The sequence below is a fragment of the Streptomyces sp. NPDC045846 genome (genome assembly GCF_056431605.1).
Genome location: NZ_JBWKKJ010000024.1, coordinates 16586 through 29881 on the forward strand (window position 1 = coordinate 16586; position 13296 = coordinate 29881).

The following is a 13296-nucleotide window of genomic DNA, read 5'->3' on the forward strand; positions in this document are numbered from 1 at the left end:
CGGCTAGCGCCCGCCGTTGTAGGGCCCGTACGGACCGTCGCTGCTGGAGCCGCCACCGCGCCGGCCGCCCCGGCCACCGCCGGAGACCTGCCGGAGCGCGGGCCGCACGTCGACCATGAACACGATCGACGCGACGAGCCCGGCGAGCTGCAGGAACAGCACCGGCACGACCAGGTTCACCACGACCGTGATGCCGAGGATGATCAGCCAGAACGGCTTGGTCTGCTTGTCGGCCGCGCGGTACGCGTCCTCACGGGCCACGACGGCGAAGACCAGCGCCACCACGGCGATGACGAGCATCGCGAGATAGAGCAGCGAGGTGAGAAGGCTGAATCCCGTGAGCAACATGCCGTGCACCGCCTAGTGAGTCCTGAAGGTCCTGAAGGGCCTGATGAGGGCGGAGAGCGCCTCGCGGCCAAGGTACTAGTCCAACGAGGCGGCCACCTTGAAGGTGCCCGCCTCGCGACATGGTGGGAAAGCCGGGGTGCGAAGCGCGCTACTCCGCGGACTTGGCGGCGGTCTTCTTCGCCGGGGCCCTGCGCGGGGCGACCTTCTTCGCGGCGGGCTTGTCCGCGGCGTCGGCGTCGGCCGCGGCGGGCTCGCCCTGAGCGGGCGCGTCCGACTTGTCCTCGCCCTTGGGCTCCACGGCACCGGCGATCTCGACGATCTCGTCGGCGGCCTCGCCGCGCCACTGCTTGACGACCTCCTGGCCGTGCTCGGCGACCGAGTCGTAGCCCTCGCGCGCCTTGACGGCGTACTCCGCGAGCACGCCCACGCCGCGCAGCGCCAGGTCCTGGGCGCCCTCGCCCAGCTTCTTGAAGTCGCCGTCGAGGGCGGCGAACAGGTCGTTCGCGCGGGTGGTGACGGCGGCCTGGACCTCCTTGACGCGGGCGGTGGCCTTCTCCTGCACGGCCTTGGGGTCGGTGCGGCGCACGGCCTCGATGCGCTCGGGCGCCTCGGTCTGGATCTTCTCGATCAGCGCCGGAACCTTCTTGGCCTGCTGCCCTGCGTAGTCCGCCGTGCCGGCGAGGAAGTAGAGGGGGGTGGGGTCGGTGAGGGTCTTGCGCAGGTCATCGGTGATGGCCATGACTGTCCTCCCGGATCAGTGCTCAGTTGCTCGCTTGAGGGTGGTCGGCATCACTGCCGTCGGCGGCGCTGTCAGTGTCCGTGCCGGCGTCGAGCCCGTTCTCCTTGCGGAAGGACTCGTAGATCTGGAGCAGAACCTGCTTCTGGCGCTCGCTGAGCGAGGGGTCGGCCAGAATGACGCTCCGCGTGCCGGCGGCCTCGGGGGACCGCTCGTCGAGAATCCCGGCCTGCACGTACAGCGTCTCGGCGGAGATCCGCAGCGCCTTCGCGAGCTGCTGCAGAATGTCCGCGCTCGGCTTGCGCAGCCCGCGCTCGATCTGACTCAGATACGGATTGGACACCCCGGCGGCATCGGCGAGCTGCCGCAGCGACAGCTGCGCGTTGCGCCGCTGCTCACGCAGATACTCGCCGAGATTGCCGACGTTGAGCGATGCCATACCCCGATGGTGCACCCATCCTGCTAACTATTGCAAGCAGACGCTTGCAAAAGTGCGCTGCGCCACGTCGGCGACCGCCCCGCCACCGGGACGCGAACCATTCCGGCGCGCACCCCCGGCACCGCCCTCCTTCCCCCGACCCCCTCGCTAATCCCCCTGGTTCACCCCGTACGCCCCCGCCCTGGCGGCCGCGGCGGCGGCCAGGGCCGCGCGGGTCGCCGAGGTGTCGTCCAGGGGGTCGCCGCTCACCAGGAAGCGGTAGTAGAGCGGGGCCGAGACCGAGCGGATCACTTCCGCCGGGTCGGTGCCGGGCGGGAGTTCGCCGCGGTCGGCGGCCCGGGTCACACAGGGCGCCCACTCCTCGATGCGGGTGGCGTAGAAGCGGCGCAGGGCGCGGGCCGCGCGCTCGTCGCAGGTGGCCGCGGCGATGACCGCCCTGAACAGGGCGCCCTGCCGGGGGTCGGTCAGCGTGCCGACGACGAGGCGGGCGTTCGCCAGCAGGTCGCCGTCGAGCGAGCCGGTGTCCGCCCGGGGCGAGGACCGCTCGGCCATGTCGTCCAGGAGGTCGGCGACCAGGCCCGCGGGGGTGGACCACCGGCGGTAGACGGTCGTCTTGCCGACCTCCGCCCGGCGCGCGACGTCGGCCAGGTCGAGGCGGTCGAAGCCGTGCTCCACCAGTGCGTCCCCGGCCGCCCGGAGCACGGCCGCCCGCACCCGCGCGGTCCGCCCGCCCGGCCGCACCGTCCCCGGTTCCACGCCCGCCACCGCGACTCCTGTTCCTCGCCCGATCCGCCGCCCTCACCCTAAGGGAATCCCGGCACCGTTAGTGCGGCCCGCGCGAGATCACCCTTGACCTCAAGTCCGGTCGAGGTTGAAGACTCGCCGTACGGACCGCGCACCGGCGCGGACAACGGGTGGGAGTGGTCGACATGCGGGTGGCACAGGTCAGGGAGTTCGGCGGGCCCGAGGTACTGGTCGCCGTGGAGGTGCCGGATCCGGTCGCCGGGGCGAGCGAGGTGGTCGTGGAGGTCGACCACGTCGACACCCTCTTCGTGCAGACCCAGATCCGCGCGGGCGACTTCGGCCAGTACTTCGACGTCACCCCGCCCTATGTGCCCTCCGGCGGCGTGTCCGGCACCGTCACCGCCACCGGTCCCGGCGCGGACCCGGCCTGGCTGGGCCGCCGGGTGGCCGTGTCCGGCCGGGCCGACAGCTACGCCGAGCTCCTGGCGGTCCCCGCCGACCACCTCTCCCCCGTCCCGGACGGCGTAGGAGCGCGCGAGGCGGCCGCCCTCGTCCACGACGGGGTGACCGCCCTCGCGCTGCTCGACCTCACCGCGCTCAAGCCGGGCGAGACCGTCCTGATCACCGGCGCGTCCGGCGGCATGGGCACCCTGCTCGTCCAGTTCGCCCGCGCGCTGGGCGCCCGGGTGGTGGGGGTGGCACGCGGGCCCGAAAAGACCGCGCTGGTAAGGGAGTTGGGCGCCGACGAGGTCATCGACGCGGCGGACCCGGAGTGGGGGCAGCGCGCCAGGGCCGCACTGGGCGAGGGCGGCGCCGATCTCGTGCTGGACGGCGTGGGGGGCCGACTCGGCCTGACCGCCTTCTCGTTGACCGCCGACGGCGGCCGCTTCTCCGCGCACGGCGCCCCCACCGGAACGGGCTTCGCGGCCGCGGACCCGGACGAGGCCCGGCGGCGCGGCGTCACCCTGCTCGGCATCCGCGACGTACAGCTGACGCCCCGGCGCCGTACCGAACTGCTCGGCCGGGTGCTGGCGGACGCGGCGGCCGGGCGGCTGCGGCCGGTGATCGGCGCGGTGTTCCCGCTGGAGCGCGCGGCCGAGGCGCACGCCGCGATCGAAGGGCGCGGCCTGGTCGGAAAGGTGCTGCTCAAGCCCTGACCCGGGAGTTCAAGCCCTGACCCGGGGGTTCAAGCCCCGACCCGGGGGTTCAAGCCCTGAACCGGGGGCGGGGCCTGCTCACGTCGGCCCCGCCGGGCGGCCCCGGGCTCAGAAGGTCGCGCGGATCTCCCCGACCTCGGCGGCCCCGCCGAACAGCGGCGCCCGGCCGATCCGGGTCACCACCGGGCCGTCCACGCCCAGGAGTTGGAGCGCGCGGGCCAGGATCGGGCCGAGCGAACGGGTCGCGCCGTCGTCGACCTTGAAGGCGAGCGCGCGGCCGTCGGCGAGCGCCACCGCCTGCACGGCCTCCGCGCCCATCTTCGACAGGGTCCCGGGCACCTCGCGCATCAGCCAGGTGTCGGGCCGCCGGGTGCCGGCCACGTACTCGGGGTGCGTGCGCATCGCCTCGGCGACCCGGCCCTCGACCGAGTCGGCCTCAGCCGTCGCGAAGGTACGGAAGGCGCGCGCGAGGCCGGTCAGGCTGATCGCCATGAGCGGCGCCCCGCAGCCGTCGGTGCCGACCGAGGCGACCCGTTCGCCGGCGGCCGCCTCCACGGACTCCAGGACCAGCTGCTGGAGCGGGTGCGCCGGGTCGAGGTAGCCGCGCGCGTCCCAGCCGTTCAGCTTGCAGGCCGCGAGCATGGCCGCGTGCTTGCCCGAGCAGTTCATGGTGAGCCGCTCGCGCACGTGGCCCGCCGCCAGGTACGTCTCGGCCTCGGCCGGGTCCAGCGGCAGGTCGGGCGGCGTCTGGAGGTCGTCCGGGGTCAGGCCGTGCTCGGCCAGCATCTTGCGTACGAGATCGAGGTGGAAGCCCTCGCCCGAGTGGCTGGCGGCGGCGATGGCCAGGCGCTCGCCGGACAGCTCCAGGCCCGCCCGCAGCACGGCGGCCGCCTGCATCGGCTTGTTGGACGAGCGCGGGAAGACGGGCGCGGACGGGTCGCCGAGCGCGAACTCGACACTGCCGTCGGCCGCCAGCACCACCAGCGAGCCCCGATGATGGCCCTCGACGAATCCGGAACGGACGACTTCGGCGAGGACCGGGGGTATCGGGGACGTCGGGGACACGGCGGTCATGGGGGTGCGGCCTTCCGGACAGGTGACCTGCCCCGGAGGGGTCGCTTCCGATGCGGGCGGGTCAGGTGAGCAGATCGTCTACTTGCGCTTCACCATCACGGTACCTGCGGGCGATCTCGGCACTGCAATCGTCGGCGGTGCGCTGGAGCTGCTGACGGCGCCGCGAGACCTGCTGCTCGTAGCGGATCAGGCGCCCGGTGGCGGTGTGCAGCTCTTCGTCCGTACGGGCGGCGAGATCGGACAGCTCGACCTCGGCGTCCATCTCCGCCGCCAGCATGCGGTACTCCTCGCTGCGCGGCGCGGACAGCGTGACGTGCCGGGCCGAGGCGCGGTGCGAGGACGGGGCGTCGGTGAGGATCTCGGCGAGCCGCTCCACCACCGGCGCCTGCGGCCCGGTGCGCCGGGCCAGCTCGGCCCGCAGGATGTCGATCCGGCCGTGCAGCAGCCGCCGCACATAGCTGAGGTCGGCCTCGTCGCGCTGCGACTGCCGTCGCAGGGTGCGCAGCTCGGCGAGCCGGAGCGAGGCCAGGTCGTGGTCGCGCTGGGGCGGCAGGCTGCCACCGGCCCGCTGCACGGGCGGTCGCACGGCGGTACGCGGGTTGGTCCGGGTCAGCGATACGGGACCGGGCGACTGCCCGGCGCCTGGTGTGGTCATGCGTCTTTCCGTCCCCTCGACCGGTGCATGGGGTCTCCCCGGGCCCGAAGGGCCGAGGGGAAGCACCGCCTGTACGCATCGTGCCACTCCGGGTACGGCACGTGCAGGTGCACTGCACCCGTTCAGCCGCTCGGAAATCGGACGGGGCCGTGTCATAGGTTGGGGCGCATGCGAGCGGTGGTGCAGAGGGTCGACGGCGCGAAGGTCGTCGTGGACGGTGAGACGGTCGGCGAGATCGCGGGCGAGGGGCTGTGTGTCCTGGTCGGAGTCACCCACGGGGACAATCCGGACAAGGCGGCGCAGCTCGCCCGCAAGCTGTGGTCGGTTCGCATCCTTGAGGGCGAGAAGTCCTGCTCGGACGTGAATGCGCCCTTGCTGGTGATTTCGCAGTTCACTCTCTACGGGGACGCCCGCAAGGGCCGCCGCCCCACCTGGAACGCGGCGGCCCCCGGCGAGGTGGCCGAGCCCCTGGTCGACGAGGTCGTGGCCCGGCTGCGGGCGCTGGGGGCGCGCGTGGAGACGGGCCGCTTCGGCGCGGACATGCGGGTGTCCCTCACCAACCACGGCCCGTTCACGATCGTCGTCGACGTCTGAGCCCTACGGCTCGACCACGACCTCCTGGGCCGCCGCCGTGTTGCCCGCGAGCAGCTCCGCGTCCACCGGGACGTTCCGCTTGACCAGGGCCAGCGCGATCGGGCCCAGCTCGTGGTGGCGGGCCGAGGTCGTGATGAAGCCGAGCTGGCGGCCCTCGGGTCCGTCGGCCGCGAGCCGGACCGGCGTGCCGGACCCGGGCAGGAGCACCTCGCTGCCGTCCAGGTGCAGGAAGACCAGGCGGCGCGGGGGCTTGCCCAGGTTGTGGACGCGCGCGACGGTCTCCTGGCCCCGGTAGCAGCCCTTCTGGAGGTGGACGGCCGAGCCGATCCAGCCCACCTCGTGCGGGATCGTCCGGTGGTCGGTCTCGAAGCCGAGCCGGGGCCGGTGCGCCTCCACCCGGAGCGCCTCGTACGCCAGGATCCCGACCAGGGGGCCCGCCTCGGCGGCGTACTTCTCCAGGTCGGCGCGGGGCAGGAACAGATCGCGGCCGTACGCCGTCTCGCGCACGACCACCCCGTCCGGCACCTCGGCGATGGACCCGGCGGGCAGGTGGACGACCGCGAACTCCCCGGTGCGGTCGGCTACTTCGACCCGGTAGAAGAACTTCATCGACTCCAGGTAGGCGATCAGCTCGCCCTCGGTGCCGGGCTCGACGTGGATCCACACCGTGCCGCCGTCGTCGACGAGGTACAGGGCGTGCTCGACGTGGCCGTGCGCGGACAGCACGAGCGCTTCGGTGGCCTGCCCGGCGGGCAGCTCGCTGACGTGCTGGGTGAGCAGCAGGTGCAACCAGCTCAGCCGGTCGTCGCCGGTGACGGTGACGACACCGCGGTGCGAGAGGTCGACGAGACCGGTGCCGCCGGCGAGCGCGCGCTGCTCGCGGAACAGGTCGCCGTAGTGCGCCGCGACTCCTTCGTCGCGCCCTTCGGCGGGGACGGCGCCGGGCTGGGACAGCAGGGGGCTCTTCATGCGGGCAAGCCTACGACTCGGTGGTCGAAGCCTTCCGGGCGCAGCTGTCGCAGCGCCCGAAAATCGCGAAGTGCTTCATGTCCGTCTCGAAGCCGAAGTCGCGCCTGAGCTTCGCGGTGAAGTCGGCGGCCACCTCGACGTCGGCCTCGATCACCCCGGTGCAGTCGCGGCACACCAGGTGGAGGTGGTGGTGGCGGTCGGCCAGGTGGTACGTCGGGGCGCCGTGCCCGAGGTGGGCGTGCGAGACCAGGCCCAGCTCCTCCAGGAGCTCCAGCGTCCGGTACACGGTGGAGATGTTCACGCCGCCCGCCGTCTTGCGCACCTCGGTGAGGATGTCGTCGGGCGTGGCGTGTTCGAGCACGTCGACGGCCTCCAGGACGAGCTGTCGCTGGGGGGTCAGGCGGTACCCGCGCCTGCGGAGGTCGCTCTGCCAGTCGGTGGTCACCACGCTCCCAGTGTAGGAGCGAACGCGCCGGGCGGGAGGGCGAGTGCGCCGGGTGCGCGCCGGTGGGGGCGGCCGCGCCCCTCGGGGCGCGGCACCGCACCGGCTCACCCGGCCGGGACCTCGGCCTACTTGAAGAAGGCGATGCCGTCGTCCGGCAGGTCGCCCAGGCCCCGCGCCATCTCCGCGACCTCTTCCGGCGTGACGACCTTCTTCAGGTGCGCCGACATGTAGGGGCGGAGCTCGACGTCGGGGGTCGCCTTCTCGCCGACCCACATCAGGTCGCTCTTGACGTAGCCGTACAGGCGCTTGCCGCCGGTGTACGGGCCGGAGGCCGCGGTGCGGGCGACGGCGTCGGTGACCAGGTCGATCTGCGGCTTCTGGTGGGCGAGCTCGCCGTACCAGACCTCGACGATGCCCTGGTCGCGGACCATGACGACCTCGACCTTGCGGTCCTTGTCGATGCGCCAGTAGCCCGACTCGGACTCCAGCGGCTTCACCTTGTTGCCCTCGGCGTCCAGGATCCAGGAGTGCGAGACGTACTCCAGGAAGTCACGGCCGTCGTGGGAGAAGGTCACGGACTGCCCGAAGTTCGCCTTCTCGGCGCCCGGGAAGTCGGTCACGCCGGCGCCCTCCCACGTACCGAGGAGGAAGACGAGGGGCACGAGGTCGGGGTGCAGGTCGGACGGAATCTCGATCATGAGGGCTGCGATCTCTTCGTTGCGGTCGAGGCGAGCGTCGGGGTCAGCGCTGGCCCTGGTAGAGCTTCTTGACGGTCAGCCCGGCGAACGCGAGGACGCCGACGCAGACCAGGACAAGGAGGGTGGAGAAAACAGCCTCAAGCACGGGGGCTCCTCGCATGAGCGGGTGTAGGGGCGGACAGGGCCGACCCCCAGCCTAATGGGTGGGGGCCCGGCCCTCTCTGTGAGGTACGCCGCCGGTGGCGCGCCCCGTCGAACGGCGCGGCTCCTCGGCCGAGCCGCGCGGATCAGCCGAGGAGCTGCTCCTGGAGGACCGTGGTCTGGTGGAAGGGGACCGCGGCGGTGGAGCCCTTCCTCGACTGGACGACCAGCGCCACGATGTCACCGGCCGCGATGTAGGCGTGCCGGACCTGCACGGGCCCGCTCGGCGCCGCCTCGACGTACACGTCGTGCCGCACGTGCGGGATGCCGTTGCCGGAGATGTAGCCCTCGTCGAGCGAGGACTCGCCCTCGACGTCCTTCAGGAGCCGCGGGGCGCTGCCCACGTTGGAGAAGTACAGCGTGGTGAACGCGTTCTGGTACCCGGAGCTGTGGAAGCGCACCAGGTAGACGCGGGTGGCGGTGCCGTCGGGCATGGTCCAGCCGCGGGCCGCGATCTGCCGCAGCCCGCCCTGGGCGAGGTCCTGGCGCATGCTCGACACCCGGTTGTCGGCGCCGAACTCCTGGAGGAACCGGTCGGCGGTGATCCGGCTCCGGTCGCCCTTGAGCGTGGGATCGGGGGTGGACCCGGCCGGAGCGGGCAGCAGCAGCTGCTCCAGGTCGGCGTAGTGGATCATGCCGGGGTTGTCGGCGGCGTACGGCAGCGCGGCGCCCGCCGGAAGCGCGGGCTTCACCAGCTTCGGGAAGTCCCAGCGTCCGTCGTCCTTGGTGGAGAGCCCCGGCACGTCGGTGCGCTCCTGCGCCGCGATGCCGTACGCGACGCCGCTGCCGAGCACCCCGAACACGGCCACGGCCGCGGTCCAGCGCGCCACCGCGCGCAGCACCCGGCGCTCCTTGCGCGCGGCGGGCACGGGCGGGGCCTCGGCGGGGCTCTGTCCGGCGGGGGCCGTCGGGTCGGTCAGGTCGCTCACACGGACTCCCCGGGGGACTTGATGAGGTCGAGCTGCTTGCGCAGCAGCCCGGCCGCGGCGCCGGTGTTCAGCGGGGCGGGGGCGTAGGTGTAGGTGCTGACCATGACGTCGCCCTCGTAGGCGTTGCAGAACATCGCGTCGAGCCCCAGCTTGTCGTCCTTGGGCAACAGGAAGCACACGGCGTTGGCGTGCCCGTCGATCTTCGGGCCCGCGCGGAGCGCCTTGAGGGCGCGGGAGAGCTCGCCCTGGAAGGCGTTCAGCTTCTTGATCGCCTCGGTGTTCTCCATCCGGGAGAGCCGCGTCTCGGTGACGAAGGTGCCGTCGGTGTAGCTGCGCAGGGCGACGCCCTGGACCTTCAGGCCGTCGACCGCCTTGTCGTTCTTCTCGCGCTCGTCGGCGGGCAGCCCGCGGGCGCCCTCCTTCAGGAGCGCGGCGGCCTGCTGGGCACCGAGAACCGCGTCGTTGCCGAACTCGCCGATGTCCGGGCCGAGTCGGTAGCCGGGCGGCAGCGGAAGCAGCTTGCCGCCGAGCCCGGCGCGCGCGGCGGCCCCGGCCTTGGGCGTGGCCGCGGGCGATCCGCTGGGCTCCGCCCAGACGACGGTCGGTGAGCTGCGGTCCGCGTCCGCCAGCGCCCCGAGCCCCCAGACGGCGCCCCCGGCCACGGCGAGGAGCGCCACGGCGCCGAGGACGAGGGGGACGACACGGCGGCCGCGGCCGGACGGGGCTCCGGCCGCCGCCGCCTCGGGCTCGGCCACGCCGACCGGGGCCTGGGCGGCCTGCGCGTCGGCGGGTTCCACGGGCTCGTTCACAGGCGCTCCAACTGCTGCTTGGCCAGGGCCTGGAGGGCCGCTTCCGAGACCGGGCCCGAGTTGTCGTTGTACTGGATCTCCATGAAGATCCCGTTGCGCCAGGCCAGCGCCCGGCCCTCGTAGAGCGGCTCGTACCCGGCCTCGGTGTGCGGCTTGTCGAACACGTAGGTGCGCCCGTTGTCGCTGCCCGGGATCGGCTTGCCGTAGTTGCCCGCGAACGCCTCCTCGGGCAGGTACTTCTGCTGCTGCCGGGCGAAGTCCTTGGACTTGACCGCGGTGTCGTCGCGGAACTGGGTCAGTATCACGTTGACGTAGACCTTGCCGTCCTGCGACCAGGTGGTCGTCGCGCTGCGCCGGAACCCGTCGTCCAGGAAGTGGGCGAAGGCGCCGTCGGGATGGTCGTAGTCGGCCGACGCGCGCAGCAGGTCCTGCCAGGCGGGCTTCGTCTCGGTCTTCGCCGCGTCCGGCTTGGCGAGGAGGAGGCGGCGCAGATCGCCGTCGGACTTCTCGTCCCAGCGGTTGACCGAGACGCTGCGGGCCGTCGTGTTCCGGTCCGCCGGGGCGGTTCGCGACTCCGCGAGTCCCTGCTGCGCGAGCGGGCCGAGCGGGGTCGGCCCGCGCTGGTACTGGACGGCGTACCCGGCGACCGTCCCCGCCAGCACCCCGAGCACGGCCGCGCCCGCGACGATCAGGGCAGTGCGGTGGCGGGGGCGTACGGGGACGGAGGGTTCGAAGGCCGGGTTCCCGGCCTCCGGCACGGGATCGACCGGAGCCGGCGGGCCCTGCGCGACCGGCGATTCGGGGCCGGGCCCGGACGTGCCGGGCGGCTCTGTCGTTGAACTCACGTGTCCCCCCACAGGACTTGAAGCGCGGATTCCGTCATCCGCGGCACACAGCAGACCCACAGGGGCGGGGGGAGGTTGTGGCGCGGCGGATTACAGTTCGGCATATGCCGAACAAGAAGCTCGTGATCAAGGTGACCGCCGGTGCCGACGCGCCCGAGCGGTGCTCGCAGGCGTTCACCGTCGCGGCCGTGGCGGCGGCCAGCGGGGTGGAGGTCTCTCTGTGGCTGACGGGCGAATCGTCCTGGTTCGCCCTGCCGGGCCGGGCGGCCGAGTTCTCGCTCCCGCACGCCGCGCCGCTGCCCGACCTCATCGAGTCGATCCAGGCGGCCGGACGGATCACGCTGTGCACGCAGTGCGCGACCCGCCGGGAGATCACGGAGAGGGACGTGCTGGACGGCGTACGGATCGCGGGCGCGCAGGTCTTCGTGCAGGAGGTCATGGCCGACGGCGTACAGGCGCTCGTCTACTAGCCGCGTACGAGTCCGGCGGAACCGGGCGGGGACGCTCCCCGCCCCCCCCCCGGCGAGGTTCAGTGGCTCAGGGGCGGCGCTTCTTGCCGTCCAGCTCGTCCCACCACTCGTCCGACTTCGGGTCGCCCGAGGGGTCGTCCCACCAGCGGTCGTCGGGGCCGCGCCGGTTGGCGACCATCGCGGCGACGGGCGGGATCACCATGGCGACCACGCACATGCCCACCGCCACCGGGACCGACCACAGGCGCACGAAACCCCAGGCGGACACGAAGAGCAGGATGCAGCCGCCCATCATCCAGAAGTAGCCACGCCGACGCCGGGCCAACATAGATCCAGCGTACGACCGCCGGGCCGACCCGGAAACGGTACGAGGCCGAGCGGGCGGGACGTTTTGCCCCCCCCGCGGACGGCGCGGAGGGCCGCACCCCATTCCAAGGCGTCCAACCCCCGGGGTGCGGCCCTCCGGCCGGTCCTGCGTGCCGCCGTCGGTCAGACGGCGATGGCGACCTCGGCGAGACCACCGGTCTGGGCGACGACCGTACGGTCCGCGCTGCCGCCCGGCACCAGGGCGCGCACGGTCCACGTGCCCTCGGCCGCGTAGAAGCGGAACTGTCCGGTGGCCGAGGTCGGGACCTCGGCGGTGAACTCGCCGGTCGAGTCGAGCAGGCGCACGTAACCGGTGACGGGCTCGCCGTCGCGGGTCACCTGGCCCTGGATGGTGGTCTCACCGGGCTTGATCGTCGAGGCGTCGGGGCCGCCGGCCTTCGCTCCACACATGGGCTCTTCCTTACGGTCTACGGTCGGGTACGGCTGGGGGCTGTGCGGATTACTTGTTGGCGCCGAGCTCGATCGGCACGCCGACGAGGGAGCCGTACTCGGTCCACGAACCGTCGTAGTTCTTGACGTTGGTCTGGCCGAGCAGCTCGTGCAGCACGAACCAGGTCAGGGCCGAGCGCTCACCGATGCGGCAGTACGCGATGGTGTCCTTCGCGAGGTCGACCTGCTCGGCCTCGTAGAGGGCCTTGAGCTCCTCGTCCGACTTGAAGGTGCCGTCGTCGTTGGCGTTCTTCGACCACGGGATGTTGCGGGCGGACGGGACGTGGCCCGGGCGCTGCGACTGCTCCTGCGGGAGGTGGGCCGGGGCGAGCAGCTTGCCGGAGAACTCGTCGGGCGAGCGCACGTCGACGAGGTTCTTGGTGCCGATCGCGTTCACGACGTCGTCGCGGAAGGCGCGGATGGAGGCGTCCTGCGGCTTGGCCTTGTACTGGGTGGCCGGGCGGCTGGGAACCTGGTCGCCGTCCACGAGGTCGCGGGAGTCGAGCTCCCACTTCTTGCGGCCGCCGTCGAGGAGCTTCACGTCCTGGTGGCCGTAGAGCTTGAAGTACCAGAAGGCGTACGAGGCGAACCAGTTGTTGTTGCCGCCGTAGAGGACGACGGTGGTGTCGTTGGCGATGCCCTTGGCCGAGAGGAGCTTCTCGAAGCCCTCCTGGTCGATGAAGTCGCGGCGGACCGGGTCCTGGAGGTCCTTGGTCCAGTCGATCCGGATCGCGTTCTTGATGTGGTTCTTCTCGTAGGCCGAGGTGTCCTCGTCGACCTCGACGATGGCGACCTTCGGGTCGTCGATGTGGGCCTCGACCCAGTCGGCGTCTACCAGGACGTCGCTGCGGCTCATGTTCTTCTCCTCCGGGGCAGTCTGCGGGGGCGGTGCAGGTGTGCAGGTACGCGGCTGCGGCGCGCGTACGCGGCACGGGGTGGGCCTGGGCGGCCTGAGGGTGGCCAAGTGGCCCGGGGAATGCGGGAGTTGAGCGTCCCGCTCAGAAGGGGCGACAGAGCATGGCGGCGACGCGGCACAGGTCTACTGCCCGCCGCTTCGTGAGGTCCGCCTGTCGCTTCATGCGTCCGATCGTAGGGACGCATACCGGGGCGTGTCACCGGTGTGTCGCATGCTGAGACTCGATCATCCGCATGCTGGTACGCGGGCGTTCTCCGGGCCCCGCGGGCCCCTCCGGGTCCCCGCCCCCCGGGCCCGGCCTCCTGCCCTGCGGACACCCGCGTCTCACTATGCGGCTCCCCCACCCCCGGCACGAGACCGCACCCCCTTGCGCGCAGTTCCCCCCGCCCCTGAACCCCCTTCGGCCTGCGGACCGTGCCCGCTTGCTCGCGCAGTTCCCCGCGCCCCTGGG

The 13296-nt window shown here is 72.5% G+C and carries 19 protein-coding genes; 3 read left to right on the forward strand and 16 right to left on the reverse strand.

Features of this window, described 5'->3' with window-relative positions; translation table 11 throughout:
* Positions 1-3 precede the first annotated feature (3 nt).
* The 4 genes from AC07F3_RS38780 to AC07F3_RS38795 all read right to left on the reverse strand — a co-directional run bounded on the left by AC07F3_RS38780 (position 4) and on the right by AC07F3_RS38795 (position 2279).
* Positions 4-348 (reverse strand): DUF2516 family protein, encoded by a 345-nt coding sequence (locus tag AC07F3_RS38780; RefSeq protein WP_114039187.1) that lies wholly within the window; start codon positions 346-348, stop codon positions 4-6.
* Positions 349-496: 148 nt separating this feature from the next.
* Positions 497-1087 carry a hypothetical protein gene (locus tag AC07F3_RS38785; protein WP_479119595.1) on the reverse strand — a complete coding sequence of 197 codons (591 nt, stop codon included), beginning with the start codon at positions 1085-1087 and terminating at the stop codon, positions 497-499.
* A gap of 22 nt (positions 1088-1109) precedes the next feature.
* Complete coding sequence (locus AC07F3_RS38790) at positions 1110-1523, reverse strand: helix-turn-helix domain-containing protein (RefSeq protein ID WP_479119596.1); 414 nt, start codon at positions 1521-1523, stop codon at positions 1110-1112.
* 147 nt (positions 1524-1670) lie between these two features.
* Positions 1671-2279, reverse strand: coding sequence for a TetR/AcrR family transcriptional regulator (locus tag AC07F3_RS38795; protein WP_479119652.1), 609 nt, complete (start codon positions 2277-2279; stop codon positions 1671-1673).
* A 173-nt stretch (positions 2280-2452) separates the two neighbouring features.
* Here AC07F3_RS38795 and AC07F3_RS38800 point away from each other — a divergent pair, with 173 nt between their 5' ends.
* A complete protein-coding gene (locus AC07F3_RS38800) occupies positions 2453-3424 on the forward strand; it encodes a zinc-binding dehydrogenase (RefSeq protein WP_479119598.1) in 972 nt (323 codons plus the stop codon).
* A 108-nt stretch (positions 3425-3532) separates the two neighbouring features.
* On the opposite strand, the gene AC07F3_RS38805 is transcribed toward AC07F3_RS38800, so the two are convergent.
* Positions 3533-4498 carry an asparaginase gene (locus tag AC07F3_RS38805; RefSeq protein WP_479119599.1) on the reverse strand — a complete coding sequence of 322 codons (966 nt, stop codon included), beginning with the start codon at positions 4496-4498 and terminating at the stop codon, positions 3533-3535.
* Positions 4499-4559: 61 nt separating this feature from the next.
* On the reverse strand, positions 4560-5153 hold the full coding sequence (locus AC07F3_RS38810; protein WP_479119600.1) for an RsiG family protein: 594 nt from the start codon (positions 5151-5153) through the stop codon (positions 4560-4562).
* Positions 5154-5321: 168 nt separating this feature from the next.
* Between AC07F3_RS38810 and dtd the strand changes: the two genes are divergently transcribed.
* Positions 5322-5747 (forward strand): D-aminoacyl-tRNA deacylase, encoded by a 426-nt coding sequence (dtd, locus tag AC07F3_RS38815; RefSeq protein WP_450894828.1) that lies wholly within the window; start codon positions 5322-5324, stop codon positions 5745-5747.
* Positions 5748-5750: 3 nt separating this feature from the next.
* Here the strand turns inward: dtd and ygfZ are convergent, their stop codons facing one another.
* The 6 genes from ygfZ to AC07F3_RS38845 all read right to left on the reverse strand — a co-directional run bounded on the left by ygfZ (position 5751) and on the right by AC07F3_RS38845 (position 10643).
* Positions 5751-6716 (reverse strand): CAF17-like 4Fe-4S cluster assembly/insertion protein YgfZ, encoded by a 966-nt coding sequence (ygfZ, locus tag AC07F3_RS38820; protein ID WP_479119601.1) that lies wholly within the window; start codon positions 6714-6716, stop codon positions 5751-5753.
* 10 nt (positions 6717-6726) lie between these two features.
* The gene (locus tag AC07F3_RS38825) at positions 6727-7164 is read right to left on the reverse strand and encodes a Fur family transcriptional regulator (protein WP_479119603.1); all 438 of its coding nucleotides are present in this window, start codon (positions 7162-7164) and stop codon (positions 6727-6729) included.
* Positions 7165-7286: 122 nt separating this feature from the next.
* A complete protein-coding gene (locus AC07F3_RS38830) occupies positions 7287-7859 on the reverse strand; it encodes a heme-binding beta-barrel domain-containing protein (protein ID WP_114039033.1) in 573 nt (190 codons plus the stop codon).
* Positions 7860-8146: 287 nt separating this feature from the next.
* Entirely contained in the window at positions 8147-8989 is an 843-nt protein-coding gene (locus AC07F3_RS38835; RefSeq protein WP_479119605.1) for a hypothetical protein, read from the reverse strand.
* Positions 8986-9798, reverse strand: a complete 813-nt coding sequence (locus AC07F3_RS38840) for a hypothetical protein (RefSeq protein WP_479119606.1) — start codon at positions 9796-9798, stop codon at positions 8986-8988. Before AC07F3_RS38840 ends, AC07F3_RS38835 begins: the two co-directional genes overlap by 4 nt.
* On the reverse strand, positions 9795-10643 hold the full coding sequence (locus AC07F3_RS38845) for a hypothetical protein (RefSeq protein WP_479119608.1): 849 nt from the start codon (positions 10641-10643) through the stop codon (positions 9795-9797). The genes AC07F3_RS38840 and AC07F3_RS38845 overlap by 4 nt, the downstream gene beginning before the upstream one ends.
* A 104-nt stretch (positions 10644-10747) precedes the next feature.
* Between AC07F3_RS38845 and AC07F3_RS38850 the strand changes: the two genes are divergently transcribed.
* Entirely contained in the window at positions 10748-11113 is a 366-nt protein-coding gene (locus AC07F3_RS38850) for a DsrE family protein (protein ID WP_479119609.1), read from the forward strand.
* A gap of 67 nt (positions 11114-11180) precedes the next feature.
* Here AC07F3_RS38850 and AC07F3_RS38855 read toward each other — a convergent pair whose 3' ends face one another.
* From AC07F3_RS38855 to AC07F3_RS38870, 4 genes are all read right to left on the reverse strand, one after another.
* Positions 11181-11543, reverse strand: coding sequence for a DUF3099 domain-containing protein (locus AC07F3_RS38855; protein ID WP_479119610.1), 363 nt, complete (start codon positions 11541-11543; stop codon positions 11181-11183).
* A 59-nt stretch (positions 11544-11602) separates the two neighbouring features.
* Positions 11603-11890: a DUF1416 domain-containing protein gene (locus AC07F3_RS38860; protein ID WP_030362227.1), complete on the reverse strand. Its 288-nt coding sequence runs from the start codon at positions 11888-11890 to the stop codon at positions 11603-11605.
* Between the two features lie 49 nt (positions 11891-11939).
* Positions 11940-12785 (reverse strand): sulfurtransferase, encoded by an 846-nt coding sequence (locus AC07F3_RS38865; protein WP_114039028.1) that lies wholly within the window; start codon positions 12783-12785, stop codon positions 11940-11942.
* A 142-nt stretch (positions 12786-12927) separates the two neighbouring features.
* A complete protein-coding gene (locus AC07F3_RS38870) occupies positions 12928-13008 on the reverse strand; it encodes an Ms5788A family Cys-rich leader peptide (protein WP_350751515.1) in 81 nt (26 codons plus the stop codon).
* Between the last annotated feature and the right edge of the window lie 288 nt (positions 13009-13296).

What these genes read in the sequence shown, in the direction of transcription:
- AC07F3_RS38780 (WP_114039187.1), bottom strand. Translation starts at nt 348, where the DNA reads ATGTTGCTCACGGGATTCAGCCTTCTCACCTCGCTGCTCTATCTCGCG.
- AC07F3_RS38785 (WP_479119595.1), bottom strand. Translation starts at nt 1,087, where the DNA reads ATGGCCATCACCGATGACCTGCGCAAGACCCTCACCGACCCCACCCCC.
- AC07F3_RS38790 (WP_479119596.1), bottom strand. Translation starts at nt 1,523, where the DNA reads ATGGCATCGCTCAACGTCGGCAATCTCGGCGAGTATCTGCGTGAGCAG.
- AC07F3_RS38800 (WP_479119598.1), top strand. Translation starts at nt 2,453, where the DNA reads ATGCGGGTGGCACAGGTCAGGGAGTTCGGCGGGCCCGAGGTACTGGTC.
- AC07F3_RS38805 (WP_479119599.1), bottom strand. Translation starts at nt 4,498, where the DNA reads ATGACCGCCGTGTCCCCGACGTCCCCGATACCCCCGGTCCTCGCCGAA.
- AC07F3_RS38810 (WP_479119600.1), bottom strand. Translation starts at nt 5,153, where the DNA reads ATGACCACACCAGGCGCCGGGCAGTCGCCCGGTCCCGTATCGCTGACC.
- dtd (WP_450894828.1), top strand. Translation starts at nt 5,322, where the DNA reads ATGCGAGCGGTGGTGCAGAGGGTCGACGGCGCGAAGGTCGTCGTGGAC.
- ygfZ (WP_479119601.1), bottom strand. Translation starts at nt 6,716, where the DNA reads ATGAAGAGCCCCCTGCTGTCCCAGCCCGGCGCCGTCCCCGCCGAAGGG.
- AC07F3_RS38830 (WP_114039033.1), bottom strand. Translation starts at nt 7,859, where the DNA reads ATGATCGAGATTCCGTCCGACCTGCACCCCGACCTCGTGCCCCTCGTC.
- AC07F3_RS38850 (WP_479119609.1), top strand. Translation starts at nt 10,748, where the DNA reads ATGCCGAACAAGAAGCTCGTGATCAAGGTGACCGCCGGTGCCGACGCG.
- AC07F3_RS38855 (WP_479119610.1), bottom strand. Translation starts at nt 11,543, where the DNA reads ATGGGGTGCGGCCCTCCGCGCCGTCCGCGGGGGGGGCAAAACGTCCCG.
- AC07F3_RS38860 (WP_030362227.1), bottom strand. Translation starts at nt 11,890, where the DNA reads ATGTGTGGAGCGAAGGCCGGCGGCCCCGACGCCTCGACGATCAAGCCC.
- AC07F3_RS38865 (WP_114039028.1), bottom strand. Translation starts at nt 12,785, where the DNA reads ATGAGCCGCAGCGACGTCCTGGTAGACGCCGACTGGGTCGAGGCCCAC.
- AC07F3_RS38870 (WP_350751515.1), bottom strand. Translation starts at nt 13,008, where the DNA reads ATGAAGCGACAGGCGGACCTCACGAAGCGGCGGGCAGTAGACCTGTGC.